Raw genomic sequence first — 14,682 nt, 5'->3', positions numbered from 1 at the left:
GGCCGCCAGCGCGTGCGGTCGGTGCCTTCCAGTTGGGGAGGCACCGACCGCACGTTTTCACCGTTCCCGGCCAGCTGCGGCAAGGTCTTTCAGCAGGACCACGCTCTCGTAGTTGGTCACGTCCCACCGCCACGTCCCAACGGGGACGTACCCCCGTCGGCGATACCAAGCGACCAGCTCAGTGGCCTCGGCCGACGTATCGATGACCGCTTCCGCGGCCCCGAGAGCGACGATGCGGTCCTCCGCCACGGTCAACAGCCGTTGTCCGAGGCCCGTCCCCTGACACGCGGGATCCACCGCGAGCTGCCAGAATGAGCCCGCATCGGCTGGTGCCGGATACCCCACGGGCACCGTGTACGGTGCCGCTACCGTCACCGACCCGACCAGCTCAGCGCCCCGGAAGGCGAGCCAGCACTCCCCCCTCCCCATCCGGGTAGCCGTGTCCTGCACGGACTGGTACGACGCGAAGAAGACCCTGCCAGCCGCTGCATGAGCGGCGTATGCGCGGTGCAGGAGAAGGGTGAGTTCCTCGGCTGAATCACCATCGGTGAATCGCCGTATCGAGATGTCTCTTTCAGGGCCAGCCGACCGACCGTGAACGTTGCGCAAGATCACAACGAACAGTTTCGCTCCGATGCAGCTGGAGGGCCTCCGGGAACGCCCACCTGCCGGCCGGTGAGTGGTTGGCACGTAGCGACGGGACACCAGCAGGGCATGGCCGCACGTCCTCTCGCCGCTCCGTTCACCAGTCCAGGAAGTGTTCAGCGGGCAGGAATAGGTGGTCGCAGGGGTTGTTGTCGCGGTCGCAGTGGAAGACCAGCTGCCAGGAGTCTGCCATGCGCTTCCACCACAGCCGCTCCATCGCGTCCGCCAGGGCTGGCATCGGGATCGGCACCACCGGCCAGTAGCCAGCCATGAACGCCGAGGTCCGCTCCAGGTCGAGGCGGCGTCCACGACCACCCCGAGTAAGCTCTGCAGCTTAGACTCGCCTGGTCACAAAGAATCCGCTGTTCTCAACCTGCTAGATCGGAATTTCGAGCTCGACCAATTGGTATAGGTGGTCTCCATTTTTCGACCATTCGATCAGGATGTCGCGGTCGATCAGTTGAATACCGTATTCGGTGCCCCATTCGAGGGCGTCTCGCGTGAAGAAGCCGTTGGTCACGATGATCGAGTCTTTTGCCCCGTAGACTGTTTCGGATGTTCCTTTCACCTCGTACAGGACCCGACTGGGGACCTTGGCGCCGATGGTCGTATGCTTGCACTGGACTGCGATTGGCTGGCCATTGGCGCTGTGCGCCAGAATATCGACTGCTTGATCTCCGCGTCCTCCGATAACCTCGCCCGTTAGGCCATCGCGCACCATTAGCTGTAGAACTGCCCTCTCGAATTCGGCGGGCGAGAGTTTGTCGATTTCATCGATTGTTGGACTGTAGGAAGCCTTCCTCGCTGCTCGACCCGATTCTATTCCTGCAACCCAGGCTTCTCTTCTCTCCGCCTCCTGCTGGGCCTGAAGTAGGAGCATCTTCTGCCTTTCTTCCTTGAGCGACTGAACTTCTCGCTCATACTGCTTCAGCTGGCGGCGATGAGAGTTGGCGACAATGATCTCGACCGGAAGTGCCAGCAAGAGGCCAATGGTTAGGGCAATGGATATGTCCTGGATTCTCATGAATCCGTCACCGGGGTCTGCTACTGCTGGCGGAAAGCCTTTCGCCAGATTGTTAATGATGGGAAGTCCGAGGGAGCCAATTATTACTAGGAGAAGCTTCCAGGAGGTAGCCTTGCGGTGCGGGAATTCTGGCTTCTTTGGCAAATTTCAACCGCCCTAATTGATTTGCCGAGTTGGCGTCGACGGGGCCTGATCCGGCGAGTGGTCGGTTCGACGTGGGGACCTACTACTCATCCGAGCTCAGGGATCGTCTCCTTCGTTCTCTCGCGAATCCAACAAAGGAGACGAAGATGAACTTAACTCCGAGGGACGGACCAAATGCCCCGGCGAAGATCCATACCGTCCCCCACCAATCCCGCTGGTCGCCATGGTCCCAAACTGGAACGGAGAGGAAGTTTCCGGCGAAGAGTGCCAGCCATCGCCCCGTCTCCTTGGGGATCCGGCCGGCCCGGAACTCGAAATACATGGCTAGGGCGGCGAAGGAGATGAAAGTGTAGATATTCATCACCCAGGGGAGTGGACTTATGTCAGAGTATCTTTCGACGAATCTGATCTGGTAGGGCCATTCCCACGCCATGATGATTGCCAGGATCATCAGAGGAATGGCTCGTCGCACGTCTCGAGCCAGGGTGTCGATTTTTTCCTCGTGGCGGAGTGCAAAATCTGCAAACCCTTCGAAGAGGGGATTGGGTGCCGTTTCCGGATCCAGGCCCCTCCTTGCCCTGGCCGCCCCGCTAAAGCCCTCTTCTTGAGTTCTTCCGCGCACGCGCATCCCGGCGCTATCGACGTATTCTTCAACTTCGGCGGCGAATCCGCGCATGCTGTCGTTGGATAGCTTCGAATCTTCTGGGATCTGAATCCAGGAAGGGGCTTTAGGGGCCTCCCTCAACTTCTTGGTCAGGTTCGTCCAGAAAATCTCACCCGTGTCGGGATCGTAGACGAAGCCCAAAACCGGAATCCTGCTCTGCTTCCAGTCATCGTAGTGGTCGTCGATCGGGATGGCATAGCCGCGGGCGCGCTTGTATTTTTTTCCACTCTTGACTTGGACCGCGATGTAGTGGCCCGTTCGCTTGCCTCCGCGAGTGAGGTTCACGATGAGGTCTTCACCGTGGTCGTTGCCGCCATCAATTTCTTGCACGATGTGCTCGTGATCTTCAAGCAGGGTGCGAACGGCGTTGACGCCGGCCCGTTCGATGCGGCGGCTGGGACGAATGGTCGCCACGACTCTCTCCCCCTTACGCTCTGTTCGCCGCACCATACCGAAGGTCACTGACATGTCGGAGAGGTTTGCGGGGATCTGTGCAGGGTGGGCGGCTCGCGACCGACCGCCTGACGTTGTGTCTGTGGGCTTCCTTCAAGTGGCCAAGGGGGCCCATCTGGCTGGCGATTGAGCTGAGGATCTGAGACGAGCCGGTGCCCGACTCGCGAGCTGGTCGGCAAGGGCGGCAGCGGGCCCCTGTCGGGGGCTGTGCCAGATCCGTGCCAGAACGGGTGGTGAACGTCTCAGCGACGGGTGAAAACTGACCGCTGAACGGCGGACGGGCCGGCTGACCAGCGAGTTCGCCGCGTTCGCTGGCCTGCTCGCCACCACGACAGTTGGCAGGACTACGTCCTGCCCCGCAAGCGCTTCCACCTGGCCGGTGCGGCTGCGGGCCAGGCCGATGCCCAACTGGCCGACGGGCAACCGCAGTCGGGCTGGACCCGATCGGTCAAGGCCACCGGCCGGGACACCGGGGTCTTCGTCGCCCCGAAGCTGGTCCAGACCGGTCTGGCCGAGCGCATGGGCCTGCCGCACGTCTACAAGACCGCCGACATCGACCGCGACGTCGCCGCGATCTGGACCACCGCGCCGCTGGAGCAGCCCATGCGCGTCCAGGGCGACCTGGAGCTGCGGGTGACGGCGAAGCCGCGGGCGATGGACGCCACGATCGTGGCCTACCTGCTGGACTGCGACCCGGCCACTGGCAAGGCCTACATCATCACCCACGCCCCCTGCACCCTCACCAACGAGTAGGCCGGGCAGGCCACCACCCTGACCTTCCCCCTGCAGCCCGCCCACTACGTCCTGAGCAAGGGCCGCGTGCTCCAGTTGGTCATCGGCACCCACGACCAGTTCTTCGCCGACGCCAACTCCACCCCGACCAGCGTCGAGATCACTTCTCCCGAGGGCGCCGAGTCCTACCTCGACATCCCGCTTCACCCCCTGGACTGACACCCGCGCCCCACGGGGCGTCCGCAGCCGGTACGGCCGGTCCGCCCACGAGCAGACCGGCCGTACCGGCACTCGTGGGCTGGCAGTCGGGCTGAGCCACCGACGGCGTCACGGAGCCGGCGCGGCGGCGAGGAGACCGGTGGCGCGGTCCGCAGTGAGCACACCGAGGATGTAGCCGTCCTCGTCGACGACGGGCCAGACCGCCAGGCGCTTGATCCGCATGGCGATCGCGGCCAGGGCCAGGCCCATGGTCGGCCAGGCGAACGGGCCGCGCTGGTGGGTGGTCGCGCTGATCGCGGTCCGCTCGGTGTCCCAGGAGCGGGTGAGGAACGGGTGGAGTCCGGTGCGGGTGACCAGCCCCTCACACCGGCCGTCGTGGCCGCGGACGAGCAGGTAGTCGAGGTGGGCGCCGCGGAGGACGTCGTCGGCCTGGTCGACGGTGCTGTCGTCGGCTATCTGGTAGTCGCAGGGTTCCATGGCGTCGGCGACCGTGAGGCCGTGGCCGGGCCGTGCGGGCTGAGTCGAGTGAGTGGTCACGGCGTTCACCGTTCCCGTCTCCGGCTGCCCGCCGGAGCGGGATCTGCCGGGCTGTGCTTCACCCAGAACGAAGCCGGAACGGGGACCGGGATGCGGGATGCCCTGGATGTCTCCGAGGCTACTCCTGCGGTGGGCAGCTCGGGGGAGGCCGTGGGGGAGTAGCGTGGAACACAACCGAGGACATTCCGCACACCGGCATCAGCGTCGACGTCGCCCTGGGTCATGACGGGTCCCTCGTGGACCGGACGGGCGGCTTCGCATGATGCCGATTCCTTTCCCGACTTCTTCCTCTTCCGGCCCGTGGACAGTGTCCGGTGTGCCGCTGCTGCCGCGCTTGGAGCTGGAGCCGACGATGGCGCGGGAGGGCGTCTTCGACGGGGCCTGGTGGCCCCGCTCGAACCACGTCCTCGCCGAACTGCCGGACCTGATCACCGCGCTCGGCGCCCACTTCGGGCGCATCGTCCGGGTCGGCCTCGACACCACGGCCTGGGACAGTGTGCCCCGGTCCGTCGCGGCGAACGGCCTGACGGTCAGGGTCAACTGGTTCGCCGGCAGCGACGCGACGATCAGCGTCACCCGGGGATTCCAGGACCACTTCCTGCTGCTGGTGGTGCCGCCCGGCACCGCCCCGGACACGGCCGCCTCGGCGATGGCCGGCGCCTCCGCGACCGGTAACCACACCCCGGCGGCAGAACTCCTGCTCGCCTGAACGGCCGTTCCCGCGGCGGTCCGCGTCGGCATGCCGAGCAGGAGGAGGACGGCCGAGGCGGTGGGGCGGGGAGGAATCCGTCGCGAACGCCCGCCTCGGCGCGCACCAGGCGCGGTCGCCCGCCCGGCGAGCGACCACGCCGGAGCCGATCGATGATGGAAGTCCAGGGGCACGCGACGTTCGAGAGCGGCGTATGCGAGAGCGGCGTATGGCTGTATGGCATGTCCGGGACTTCACACCGGACGACCTCGAAGCGATGGTCCGGCTCGACGCCGAGAGCGCCACCACGGATCACGCCGCCGTCTTCCGTCTCTCCGACGTGGTCGCCGCGTTGCAGGCACGGAATCCGAGCGTCGTCGTGGTGGCCGACGGACATCTCGTGGGCGCGGCGGTGGGCCGGGTGGACGGGGATCGGGCATGGGTGCTGCGCATCGCCCTGCACCCCGCCTGGCGGAACCTGGGCATGGGCACCGCCCTGCTGTCCGCGCTGGAGCATCGTCTGCGGGACGCCGGTGCCAGGATCGTCGCGGCGCTGCTGCCCGATGAGGAGACCGGCGCCACCGCACTGGTCAACTCCGGATTCCAACCCCACCGGGGGCTCACGTACTTCGAGAAGTCGGAGGCCGTCAGTGCCCAGGGCGCGACGGTCCTGGCGATGCTGGGCGCGGTCATGCCCGAAGCCCGTCTCTGGGAGCGGCTCACGGGCATGGCCGACGAGAAGCGGCTCATCGAACGGCGACTGGTGCTGCCCCTGGCGAACCCCGAGCTGGCGGACGCCCATGGAGTGGAACCGCCCCGCGCGGTCGTGCTGTTCGGTCCGCCGGGCACGGGCAAGAGCACGTTCGCCAAGGCCGTGGCCGGTCGGCTCGGCTGGCCGTTCATCGAGATCTTCCCCTCCCGGCTCGCCTCCGAGGACGGGCTGGCCACCGGACTCAGCCGCCGCTTCGAAGAGGTGGTGCAGCTCGACCATGTGCTGCTCTTCATCGACGAGGTCGAGGAGGTCGCCGGTACGCGCAGCCTCGCCGCCCCCGCGTCGGTCGGCGTGGTCAACGAACTCCTCAAGTCGATCGTGCGGTTCCGTGACCGCGACGGCCGGCTCCTCGTCTGCGCCACCAACTCGGTGGCCGCGCTGGACCCGGCGTTCCTGCGCCACGGCCGGTTCGACTACGTCCTGCCGGTCGGGCCACCCGACTACGCGGCCCGCGACGCGCTGTGGGCCGGCTACACGGCGAAAACGGGTACCGCCGCCGACACGGCGGTCCTCGCCGAAGCCAGCGAGGGCTTCACTCCCGCCGACATCAGGCAGGTCGCCATGGCGGTCGCCCAGAGCGCGTTCGAGCACACGCTGGACACGGGGGAGCGGACCCAACCCAGCACTCAGGACTATCTGGACGCCATCCACCGCACCCGTCCGACAGTTTCCGAGGAGATGGCCCGGGAGTTCGCCGACCAGGCGGTCCGTTACGGGCGCGTCTGAGGGGCCGCCCTCGTCGTCGCTCGGTGTCCGTCCGAAGGCGCCGGGCGGAAACCCGACGGGGCAACCGTCGTCGGGGCCTGCGGTTCGCCCGGAGCGGATCGCCGCCAGTACGTCCGTCAGTACTCGGAGCCGCTTCGCAGGTAGGTGCCCACGACCTGGAGCCACGCCTCGGAGCTGAAGCATGCCTCGATCCGGTGCGGCGTGTCCTCGAAGACCCGCAGGACGCGCAGCGCGCCGCTCGGGTGCAGGTCGTACTCGAAGGTGACGCCGTCGTCCGTGCCGTCCTCGTACTGCAGGTCCAGCGGTCCCTTCGACGGCTCCGCCGGGGCGCGGGCGTCGGCCGAGAGTTTCACGTAGACGGACATCTCTGCGTCCTGCCTTTCCTGTCCGCTGGAGGAGCCGGGCCCACGAGGCCGTTCCTCAGGTCTCTTCGCCCGGCGGTTCGGAGCCGATGCCGGTGGCGACGAGGATCTGCCGTGCCGAGTCGCTTCCGCCTGCCTCGACCGCGCGGGCCATCGCGGCCAGGGCCGCCTCCTGGCTCGCCTGCGGGGGGACGACGAGCAGGCTGAAGTGATCGCGGTCGCCCCGCGTGACGATCACCGTGTCGTCACCGACCGGGTACCGGTCGATGTGCACCGACCGGCCGTCGACGACCAGCCGGGCCGGTACGTCGTCCCAGGCTTCCGTGTCCAGGCCGACGCTCGCGACGGGGCCGAGGTGTTCGGTCAACGCGCGGACCAGACCAGGCAGTTCGGCGCCGACGTCCCGTGAACGCGGCCACCACGCTCCGTCGAGCACGCCCTCGCGCGACTGTGTGGTCTCCAAGCGCAACAGGACCGTCCCGGGCTTCGCGGCCTGCCGGAACCGGTCCGGCAGAAGTCCCGGGAACGCGGCACCGGCTTCGTCCGACATGGCCCGCCACCTATCCGCGGACGCGGCCCAGCCCCCGCTGAGCGAGGGCCGACCCTCGGGGGAGCGGCGGCTCCGGCCGCTCCGATATCCCCACGGTACTCCGCCCGCACCGGGCCGGCCCGGCCGGTCACGAAAGCCCTGGTCGGGGCCGGTGCGTCAGCGCCACTCGATCAGGAAGAGGGTGGCGTCGTCGCTCGTGCGCCCGCCCCGCTTCTCCTTCAGGACGTGGGAGAGCGCGCGGACCACGGCCCGCACCCCGTCCTGCGAGCGCTCGACGCTGTTGACCCAGTCGATGAGCTGATCCTCCCCGAACTGCTCCCCGCCGGCCTCGCGCTCCTCGACCAGGCCGTCGGTGAAGCACAGCACCCGGTCACCGTGCCGCAGCACCCGCTCGCTGATCACCGGCTCCTCGCCGCCGAACCCGACCGGCAGGGTGGTGGCGCTCTCCAACCGTTCGACGACGACGTGGTCGCGGATCAGCAGCGGCTGGGGATGGCCGGCGTTGACCCGCTGCAGGTGGCCGGTCCCGGTGTCCAGGCGCATCATCTGCGCGGTGACGAAGTGGTCCGGCCCGAACTGCTCGGCGATGGCCCGGTCCATGAACGCGTAGATCTCGGCCAGCCCGATGTCGGCGCGCCGGGCGTGCCGGTACGCGCCGATGGCCACGGTCGCCATGGTCGCGGCGTCCAGCCCGTGGCCCATCGCGTCGATCGTGGCGACGTGCAGGAGGCCGTCGTTGAGCGCGTAGTCGAAGCTGTCCCCGGCCACCTGGTAGGCCGGTTCGAGGATGCCGGCCACGGCGACCCGGGGAACGGCCATCGACAGCGGTGGCAGCAGCGACCACTGGATCTCGGCGGCCACGCTCATCGGTTCGAGGCGCCGGGCCTGGAAGATCCGGTCGGTGTAGCCGCTCTTGGTGACCAGCAGATCGGCGACCAGGGCGGCGAGGCGCCGCAGCCGCCGCCGGTCGTCCTCGTCGACGGCATCCAGGGTGAGGGCCAGTACCCCCACCTCGTCGCCGCCGTCCAGCAACGGCAGGTACACCCGCACCCCGTCGGCCTGCGGTTCCTCGACGGCGGCACCGCGCAGGAAGGCCGCACCCGCGGGGGAGCCGTCGATCGGCACCGGCTCCCCGGCGGCCAACCCCCGCCCCGGCAACGGCGCCAGCACCACTTGGCCGTAGTCCTGCAGCAGCAGCGCCGGGTCACGGCCGCCGAACCTGCGCACCGCGTCGGCGACCAGCGGGGCGATCAGCCGGGGCGGCAGCTCGTGGGCCTGATCGAGCAGTGCCCCCAGCAGGTGTTCGCCGGGCCCCTCCGACCGGTCCGGTCGCGCTGCGCCGGACAGCTGCTCGCCGCTCATCCTTGCTCACCGCCGTCCTACTCCCGCCGCGGGCACTCGACACCGGCTTGATCAACCCCGACACCCGGATGCAGTTCGCCGGGGCAGGTCCTTCCATTACGCCCGACGGCGGTGCATCGCGCCCTTCGGCCACGTCTCGCGGACGCGGGCCTCCGAGCGGACGACTCCGGCGCGTGCCAGATGCGTGCCAGAACGGGCGGTGGTCGACGGGCAGCAGTGGTCTGCGCCGGGTGTCCGAAGGGGTCGACCGCGGCTGTATTCTCGCAGGTCATGGGCCATTTTTGGCCCGGAGGCCCAAAGATTCCCAAGCTTAGAGCGCGAGTTCGATTCTCGTCGCCCGCTCCAGCAGTAAAGCCCCAGGTCAACGGCCTGGGGCTTTCGCATTTCCGGGCTCCTCCAGTGCCCCCTGCGTGCCTCTACGGCTGGTCGAGCGGTGTCGTGCCCCCGACCGAGGGCATCCTTGATCGCTGCGTCCATGCCGTCCGCGATCTTCTTGTCCCGCTCGCTGGTGGCGTGCTGGTAGATCAGCGCGGCCCGGGGGGCCACTCGGCCAGATTGCGGTCAGGCCCAAGGAGCCCTGACCGAGTCGTGACAGCTTGCGGCCCCTCGATCACGCTCGACCCCGAACCAGGCAGGACACCGGCCAAAACCGCTCCACCGCCCGAGCGTCGAAGCTACCGTGCTCACATGGCTGACTACCCCACACACGTGTCCCGGGCCGAAGAGCTTCTCGAGATGCTGAACCCGAAGTCGTTGACAGCCAAAGGCAACCCGGAGTTGCGCATCCAGATGGCCCAGGTCGAGGCGATTCTCGCGCTAGCCGCAGCCATCGCCAGCCATCGCCGCCCGACACGAGAGGACGGCTGACCGACCCGCCTTGGTGAGCCACATGATCCGTGTCTCACCCGTGCCGCAAGAGGCAGTCTCGGCCGGTAAATCACGCTAAGCGGCGGTGCGGCCCGCCAAGGCCGCGACGACACCGGGGCAGCGTGACTGCACGCCAGGGCCATGGTTCCGCCGCGAGGGTGGCGAGCTGACCAAGCTGGGAGCGCGAGTTCGATTCTCGTCGCCCGCTCCAGCGGCGAAGGCCCAGGTCATACGACCTGGGCCTCTCGCGTTTTCCGGGGCCGGGTGGGCGGGGCGGTGGGGTCTCGGTGGGGGCGGACCCAGGTGGGGGTCCAGGTGGTGGGGGCGCCGGGAGTGGGGGTGGTGGCGAGGTGGGCGCGGAGGGTGGGCAGGGCGGGGTGGGGGTTGTCGCGGTGCCAGAGGAGTGAGTGGGGGTAGACGGGCGTCGGACCGGTGACCGGGATGCGGCGCAGGCCGTGGCCGGCGGGCCAGACGAGGCGGGTCCGCTCGCTCATGAAGGTGGCCAGGGCCGGGGTGCCGGCGATGGTGTCGAGGAGGGCGTCGGAGCCGAAGTTGGGCCCGGTGGCCTCGATGGTGAGGCCGAACTCGGCGACGAGGTCGTCGTAGTAGGCGGCCCACTCGCTGCCGGGGAGGATGCCGGGCATCCAGATGCGGTGGCCGACCAGCTCGGCGACGGTCACGGAGTCGGCGTCCGCGAGGGCGTGGGCGGGGCCGGTGAGGAGCTGGAGCGGTTCGTCGAGGACGCGGACGGACGCGATGTCCTCGGGCAGGGGGCGGCCTGGCATGGCGACGGCGCGGAAGGTCGCGTCGAGCGCGCCGGAGCGGAGGGCGGCGAGGGCGGCCTCGATGTCGAGCAGCATCAGCACGTCGAGGTCGACGTCCGGGTGCGCGTGGTGGAAGCCGCGCATCAGGCCGGAGGCGGCGCCGCGCGAGTTGATCACGTCGACCCGCAGCGGGCGGTGGTCGGTGCGCACGGAGGCGACGGCGCGTTCGGCGGTGCGCAGCAGTTCGCGGGCGTGGGGGAGGAACGCCTGTCCGTCGATGGTGAGTTCGGCGCCGCGGGGGGTGCGGGTGAACAGCCGCACGCCGAGGTCGCGTTCCAGGGCGGCGACGCGCTTGGAGACGGCCTGCTGGGTGACCGACAGGTCGACGGCGGCCTTCTGGAACTGGCCGGCGTCCGCGACGGCGGCGAAGGTGCGCACTGCTTCGAGGTCCACGCCGATCCACCTTAGGGAACAACCGGTGGTTGTGCCGGGCGGGTGAGTCGGTTGTTTGACCCGCCGCCGCACCGCCGGGTTGGCTCTCACTCGCCGAGGCCGGTCGAGGCCAGGGGAGGTCGACGGAGGCCAGTGGAAGCCGACGGAGGCCGACGGAGGCCGGCCCGTACGGGCGCGGCCGGGGCACCGAGGGGAGCACTCCGGGCATGGTGGGCGGGAAGCGGCTGGGCCGGCGGTTCGGCTGGCTGTGGGCGGCGTACGCGGTGAGCGCGTACGGGTCCGGGCTGGGGTTCGGGGCGCTGCCGCTGATCGCCGTCCTGGTGCTGCGCGCCGGCCCCGCCGAGGTGTCCGCGCTGTCCGCGGTGGGGCCCGCGGTGGGTGCGCTGGTCGCGGTGCCGCTCGCGCCGTGGGTGGAGGTCCGGCGCAAGCGCCCGGTGATGATCGCGACGGACCTGGTCCGGTTCGCGGCGATGGCGACGATCCCGGTCGCCCACGCCCTCGGAGTCCTCTGCTTCGCCCACCTGCTGGTGGTCTCGGTCGTGATGGCCGCGGCCAGGATCGCGTTCGGTGCGGCGAGCGGCGCCTACCTCAAGGCCCTGGTCCGGCCGGAGGACCTGCTCGTGGCCAACGCGCGCTTCGAGTCCACGAACTGGAGCTCCATCGCGATCGGGCCGCCGCTGGGCGGGGCGGCGGTCGGCCGGCTCGGGCCGGTCACCACCGTGGTGGCCGACGCGCTCAGCTACCTGTTCTCGGCGCTGGCCGTCACCGCGATCCGCGGCCGGGAGGAGCTGCCGCGGCGGGCCGGCGGGAACCCGGTCAGGGCGGGGGCGGTGCTCGACGGCTGGCGGCACATCACAGGCGATCCGGGGCTGCGGTCGCTGTACCTCAACAACATGCTCGTCGCTGGTCTGATCATGGCCACCGAGCCGGTCCTCGCGGTGCTCCTGCTCCGCCAACTCCACTTCGCGCCTTGGCAGTACGGCCTGGCCTTCGCTGCCCCCTGCCTCGGCGGGCTGGTCGGCTCCCGGCTGGCCCGGAGGGTCGTGGAGCGCCACGGCCGGGACCGGGTCCTGCGGGTCGTGGGTGCCCTGCGCGCCGTCTGGCTGATCGGTCTGGTCTTCGTCCGGCCCGGCGTGGCCGGCCTCGTCACCGTGATGGCCGTCGAGCTGGCGATCATCGTCAACATGAGCCTGTTCAACCCGGTGCTCGCCACCTACCGGCTGGAACGCACACCTCAGCACCTCGTCGCCCGCACCCTGTCGGCCTGGTCGATCGGCCAGCAGGCCTCCATCGCCGTCTGCACCGCGCTCGGCGGGCTGCTCGCCGCCGCGACCGGTCCGCGCACCGCCCTCGCGGTCGCGGGACTGCTCGTCCTGGCCACCCCGCTCCTGCTGCCCCGGGCGGGAGGCACGGCGGGACCGGACGCCGTACCGGGAACACCGCCGCCGGTGCGGCGGACACCCGCATGACCACGCCCCCGCGCGCGGCAGCCGCGGGCCGGTGGGCCTGCGGCTGCCGCGGAGCGGGGTGTCAGGGGCGGTCGGCGAGCTTCTCCAGGGCGGGGACCAGGGCGGCCGGGCTGGGCAGGGCGGTGTTGTCGGCCCGCAGGCGGTGGGCGGCGTCGCGCAGCGCGGCGTCGGTGAGGAGGCGGGTGAGCAGCGGGGTGTCGACGGCGTCGGAGGTGGAGGTCAGCGCGGCGCCGGTGGCGGAGAGGGCCTCGGCGTTGACGAAGTGGTCGGCGCCCTGGGGGAGCACCAGCTGGGGCAGGCCGGCCTGGAGGGCGGTCAGCATGGTGCCCGAACCGCCGTGGTGGATCAGGGCGTCGGCGCGACCGAGCAGCTCGTTGAGCGGGACCCAGGGCAGGCCGCGGACGTTGTCGGGCAGGGTGCCGAGCGGGGCGAGGTCGGCGCCGCCGACCGCGAGCAGGAAGTCGGCGTCGACGTCGGCCGCCGCCTCGACCAGGCGGACCACCGCGCGGACGCCGTCGATCTCGGCGAGCACGGTGCCGAGGGTGACGACCACCCGCGGGCGCTCGGGCTCGCGGAGGAACTCGGCCGGGACGGTGCCGCCGCCGTTGTACGGGACGTAGCGCACCCGCAGGCCGTCCGGGTCGCCGCCGAGCGGGCCGACGTTGAGCGCCGCGGTGACGGTCGGGCCGGACACGCCCCACCGCTCGTACAGGTCGGACATGTGCGAGGCGACCAGTTCGACCATGGGGATGCCGGGGGTGGCACCGAAGTTGTGGACCACCGCCGGGATCTTGAGCCGGGCGGCGACCAGCGGGGGAGCGGCCTGGAACGAGTCGTGGACGATCAGGTCGGCGCCCCAGTCGGTGGCGGCCGCCAGCAGGTCGTCCACGGCGGGACGGGAGGCGTGCGCGAACATCGCGGCCGCCCGGTCGAAGATCTCCTCCTGGGTCGTGTTCGGGAGCACGTACTGGACCTTGCCGCCCAGGCGCTCCTCGATGATCTCCCGCAGGCCCCGGCCGTCACCGATCTCCACGACCGGGAAGCCCGCGGACTTGATCACGTCGATCGGCTGTCCGGTGGCGAACAGGGCCTCGTGCCCGGCGGCGCGCAACGCCTGGGCGGTGGGCACCATCGGGTAGAGGTGGCCGGCCGAGGCGGGGCCGACGAAGAGTATGCGCATGGTGGTCTCCTTGCGAATGTTGCTGTCGAGGCAGTCTCACCTTTGAAGTTGACGTTCAGTCAATTCGATGGGGATGACCATGCGCGGTAATCGGACTTTCTGGAGCGGGGCTTGCCTCCGGGGCGACGGTGTGCTCCGAGCGCCGGTCGTGCGGGTGGTGTGCGCCTGTCGGCCGTGCCGTGTCCGCGCCGTCGCCCGCGCCCTCCCGGCGGTCGGCCGCGCGGCGGGCCGGTCGGCCGGCGGGGCCCCGTACCGCGCGGTGCGGACCGAAGGTGTGGGAACGGTGAGGGACGGTACCGGGAGGGGAACTGCCCGTACCCGTTCGCCGTCCAAGGAGTGACGGAATGCCTGCCCGGGTTGAACGCCGGGGGGAGTACGGAGGGCCCTGTGCAGTCAGGTGGTGCCGAACTGAACGTCGGATGCCCGGGCGGTGGCCCCGGAGGCCCGGAGGGGTCCGGTGGTGCGCGGGGCGCGGCGGTCCGGTGGGCGCAGCGCCGGGGGGCGGTCGATCAGCTCGACGCCGCCGAGCGCTGCGAGACGCTGCTCCAGGACACCCTGGACGCCGTCCGTCCGGCGCCGGTCTGGCAGGGGTCGCCCGCTCGGGCGGGTGCGCGGCTGCCGTTGCCGGGGCACGCGTCGGAGCTGCTCTGGTACGTCACCCGCGGCCGGGACCTCCTCACCGTGGTCTCGCTGCCCCGGCGGGCGGTGCTGGCGGACGTGGTGGAGCGGCACTGGCGGCGGCGCGGCTGGACGATCACCTCGTTGAACGCCGGCCGGGACCGCCCGGGCGTCGCCGCGGCCACCCCGGACGGGTACCGACTGGCACTGCGCTTCGGCGAGTCGGGTGAGGCGGGGCTGACCGCGAGCTCGCCCGGAGTGGCCCGGTCGGAGCGGGGCCCGGTGCTGTCCGGGAGCGTCGACCACTGTGCGCCGCCGCTGCCCTACGTCCGCTGTCCGTACTGGAGCGCGCTGCTTTAGAGGGCGTTTGATCTCGTGAGTTCCATGATGTCGGGTTCAGGTGCCTCGCCAGGTGGGTGTTGATTCGCCGGTGAGGCGGCGGGTCATGTTGTC

The 14,682-nt window shown here is 70.1% G+C and carries 17 protein-coding genes; 7 read left to right on the top strand and 10 right to left on the bottom strand.

Annotated elements, in window-relative coordinates; translation table 11 throughout:
* Window positions 1-57: 57 nt before the first annotated feature.
* The 4 genes from ACWD4P_RS06345 to ACWD4P_RS06330 all read right to left on the bottom strand — a co-directional run bounded on the left by ACWD4P_RS06345 (window position 58) and on the right by ACWD4P_RS06330 (window position 2,891).
* On the bottom strand, window positions 58-615 hold the full coding sequence (locus ACWD4P_RS06345) for a GNAT family N-acetyltransferase (RefSeq protein WP_449778769.1): 558 nt from the start codon (window positions 613-615) through the stop codon (window positions 58-60).
* Between the two features lie 127 nt (window positions 616-742).
* Window positions 743-916 (bottom strand): hypothetical protein, encoded by a 174-nt coding sequence (locus ACWD4P_RS06340; RefSeq protein WP_427394954.1) that lies wholly within the window; start codon window positions 914-916, stop codon window positions 743-745.
* A 105-nt stretch (window positions 917-1,021) separates the two neighbouring features.
* The gene (locus tag ACWD4P_RS06335) at window positions 1,022-1,669 is read right to left on the bottom strand and encodes a restriction endonuclease (protein ID WP_449778768.1); all 648 of its coding nucleotides are present in this window, start codon (window positions 1,667-1,669) and stop codon (window positions 1,022-1,024) included.
* A 226-nt stretch (window positions 1,670-1,895) separates the two neighbouring features.
* On the bottom strand, window positions 1,896-2,891 hold the full coding sequence (locus ACWD4P_RS06330; protein WP_449778767.1) for a DUF4365 domain-containing protein: 996 nt from the start codon (window positions 2,889-2,891) through the stop codon (window positions 1,896-1,898).
* A gap of 390 nt (window positions 2,892-3,281) precedes the next feature.
* Here ACWD4P_RS06330 and ACWD4P_RS06325 point away from each other — a divergent pair, with 390 nt between their 5' ends.
* Together ACWD4P_RS06325 and ACWD4P_RS06320 are read left to right on the top strand one after the other, a co-directional pair.
* Window positions 3,282-3,683: a CocE/NonD family hydrolase C-terminal non-catalytic domain-containing protein gene (locus tag ACWD4P_RS06325; protein WP_449778832.1), complete on the top strand. Its 402-nt coding sequence runs from the start codon at window positions 3,282-3,284 to the stop codon at window positions 3,681-3,683.
* Between the two features lie 66 nt (window positions 3,684-3,749).
* Window positions 3,750-3,881, top strand: coding sequence for a hypothetical protein (locus ACWD4P_RS06320; protein WP_449778766.1), 132 nt, complete (start codon window positions 3,750-3,752; stop codon window positions 3,879-3,881).
* A gap of 108 nt (window positions 3,882-3,989) precedes the next feature.
* On the opposite strand, the gene ACWD4P_RS06315 is transcribed toward ACWD4P_RS06320, so the two are convergent.
* Window positions 3,990-4,418: a CBS domain-containing protein gene (locus ACWD4P_RS06315; protein WP_449778765.1), complete on the bottom strand. Its 429-nt coding sequence runs from the start codon at window positions 4,416-4,418 to the stop codon at window positions 3,990-3,992.
* A gap of 316 nt (window positions 4,419-4,734) precedes the next feature.
* On the opposite strand from ACWD4P_RS06315, the gene ACWD4P_RS06310 reads away from it, so the two are divergent.
* Both ACWD4P_RS06310 and ACWD4P_RS06305 read left to right on the top strand, forming a co-directional pair.
* The gene (locus ACWD4P_RS06310; RefSeq protein ID WP_449778764.1) at window positions 4,735-5,127 is read left to right on the top strand and encodes a DUF5994 family protein; all 393 of its coding nucleotides are present in this window, start codon (window positions 4,735-4,737) and stop codon (window positions 5,125-5,127) included.
* Between the two features lie 208 nt (window positions 5,128-5,335).
* Window positions 5,336-6,604 carry an ATP-binding protein gene (locus ACWD4P_RS06305; protein WP_449778763.1) on the top strand — a complete coding sequence of 423 codons (1,269 nt, stop codon included), beginning with the start codon at window positions 5,336-5,338 and terminating at the stop codon, window positions 6,602-6,604.
* Between the two features lie 116 nt (window positions 6,605-6,720).
* Here the strand turns inward: ACWD4P_RS06305 and ACWD4P_RS06300 are convergent, their stop codons facing one another.
* The 3 genes from ACWD4P_RS06300 to ACWD4P_RS06290 form a co-directional block, all read right to left on the bottom strand.
* Window positions 6,721-6,969: a hypothetical protein gene (locus tag ACWD4P_RS06300; protein ID WP_449778762.1), complete on the bottom strand. Its 249-nt coding sequence runs from the start codon at window positions 6,967-6,969 to the stop codon at window positions 6,721-6,723.
* Between the two features lie 55 nt (window positions 6,970-7,024).
* Entirely contained in the window at window positions 7,025-7,429 is a 405-nt protein-coding gene (locus ACWD4P_RS06295) for a DUF5994 family protein (RefSeq protein WP_449778761.1), read from the bottom strand.
* A 243-nt stretch (window positions 7,430-7,672) separates the two neighbouring features.
* Window positions 7,673-8,878 carry a PP2C family protein-serine/threonine phosphatase gene (locus ACWD4P_RS06290; RefSeq protein WP_449778760.1) on the bottom strand — a complete coding sequence of 402 codons (1,206 nt, stop codon included), beginning with the start codon at window positions 8,876-8,878 and terminating at the stop codon, window positions 7,673-7,675.
* 687 nt (window positions 8,879-9,565) lie between these two features.
* Between ACWD4P_RS06290 and ACWD4P_RS06285 the strand changes: the two genes are divergently transcribed.
* Window positions 9,566-9,745 (top strand): hypothetical protein, encoded by a 180-nt coding sequence (locus ACWD4P_RS06285; protein WP_449778759.1) that lies wholly within the window; start codon window positions 9,566-9,568, stop codon window positions 9,743-9,745.
* A 227-nt stretch (window positions 9,746-9,972) separates the two neighbouring features.
* On the opposite strand, the gene ACWD4P_RS06280 is transcribed toward ACWD4P_RS06285, so the two are convergent.
* The gene (locus tag ACWD4P_RS06280) at window positions 9,973-10,962 is read right to left on the bottom strand and encodes a LysR family transcriptional regulator (RefSeq protein ID WP_449778758.1); all 990 of its coding nucleotides are present in this window, start codon (window positions 10,960-10,962) and stop codon (window positions 9,973-9,975) included.
* Window positions 10,963-11,168: 206 nt separating this feature from the next.
* On the opposite strand from ACWD4P_RS06280, the gene ACWD4P_RS06275 reads away from it, so the two are divergent.
* Window positions 11,169-12,431: an MFS transporter gene (locus ACWD4P_RS06275; protein WP_449778757.1), complete on the top strand. Its 1,263-nt coding sequence runs from the start codon at window positions 11,169-11,171 to the stop codon at window positions 12,429-12,431.
* A 61-nt stretch (window positions 12,432-12,492) separates the two neighbouring features.
* On the opposite strand, the gene ACWD4P_RS06270 is transcribed toward ACWD4P_RS06275, so the two are convergent.
* A complete protein-coding gene (locus ACWD4P_RS06270; protein WP_359817805.1) occupies window positions 12,493-13,611 on the bottom strand; it encodes a glycosyltransferase in 1,119 nt (372 codons plus the stop codon).
* Window positions 13,612-13,998: 387 nt separating this feature from the next.
* Here ACWD4P_RS06270 and ACWD4P_RS06265 point away from each other — a divergent pair, with 387 nt between their 5' ends.
* On the top strand, window positions 13,999-14,589 hold the full coding sequence (locus ACWD4P_RS06265; protein WP_449778756.1) for a hypothetical protein: 591 nt from the start codon (window positions 13,999-14,001) through the stop codon (window positions 14,587-14,589).
* Window positions 14,590-14,682 lie beyond the last annotated feature (93 nt).

The sequence above is a fragment of the Kitasatospora sp. NPDC002543 genome, from assembly GCF_053594915.1.
The sequence above is the reverse complement of the archived record's forward strand: the minus strand, read 5'-3'. Positions and strand labels throughout refer to the sequence as shown.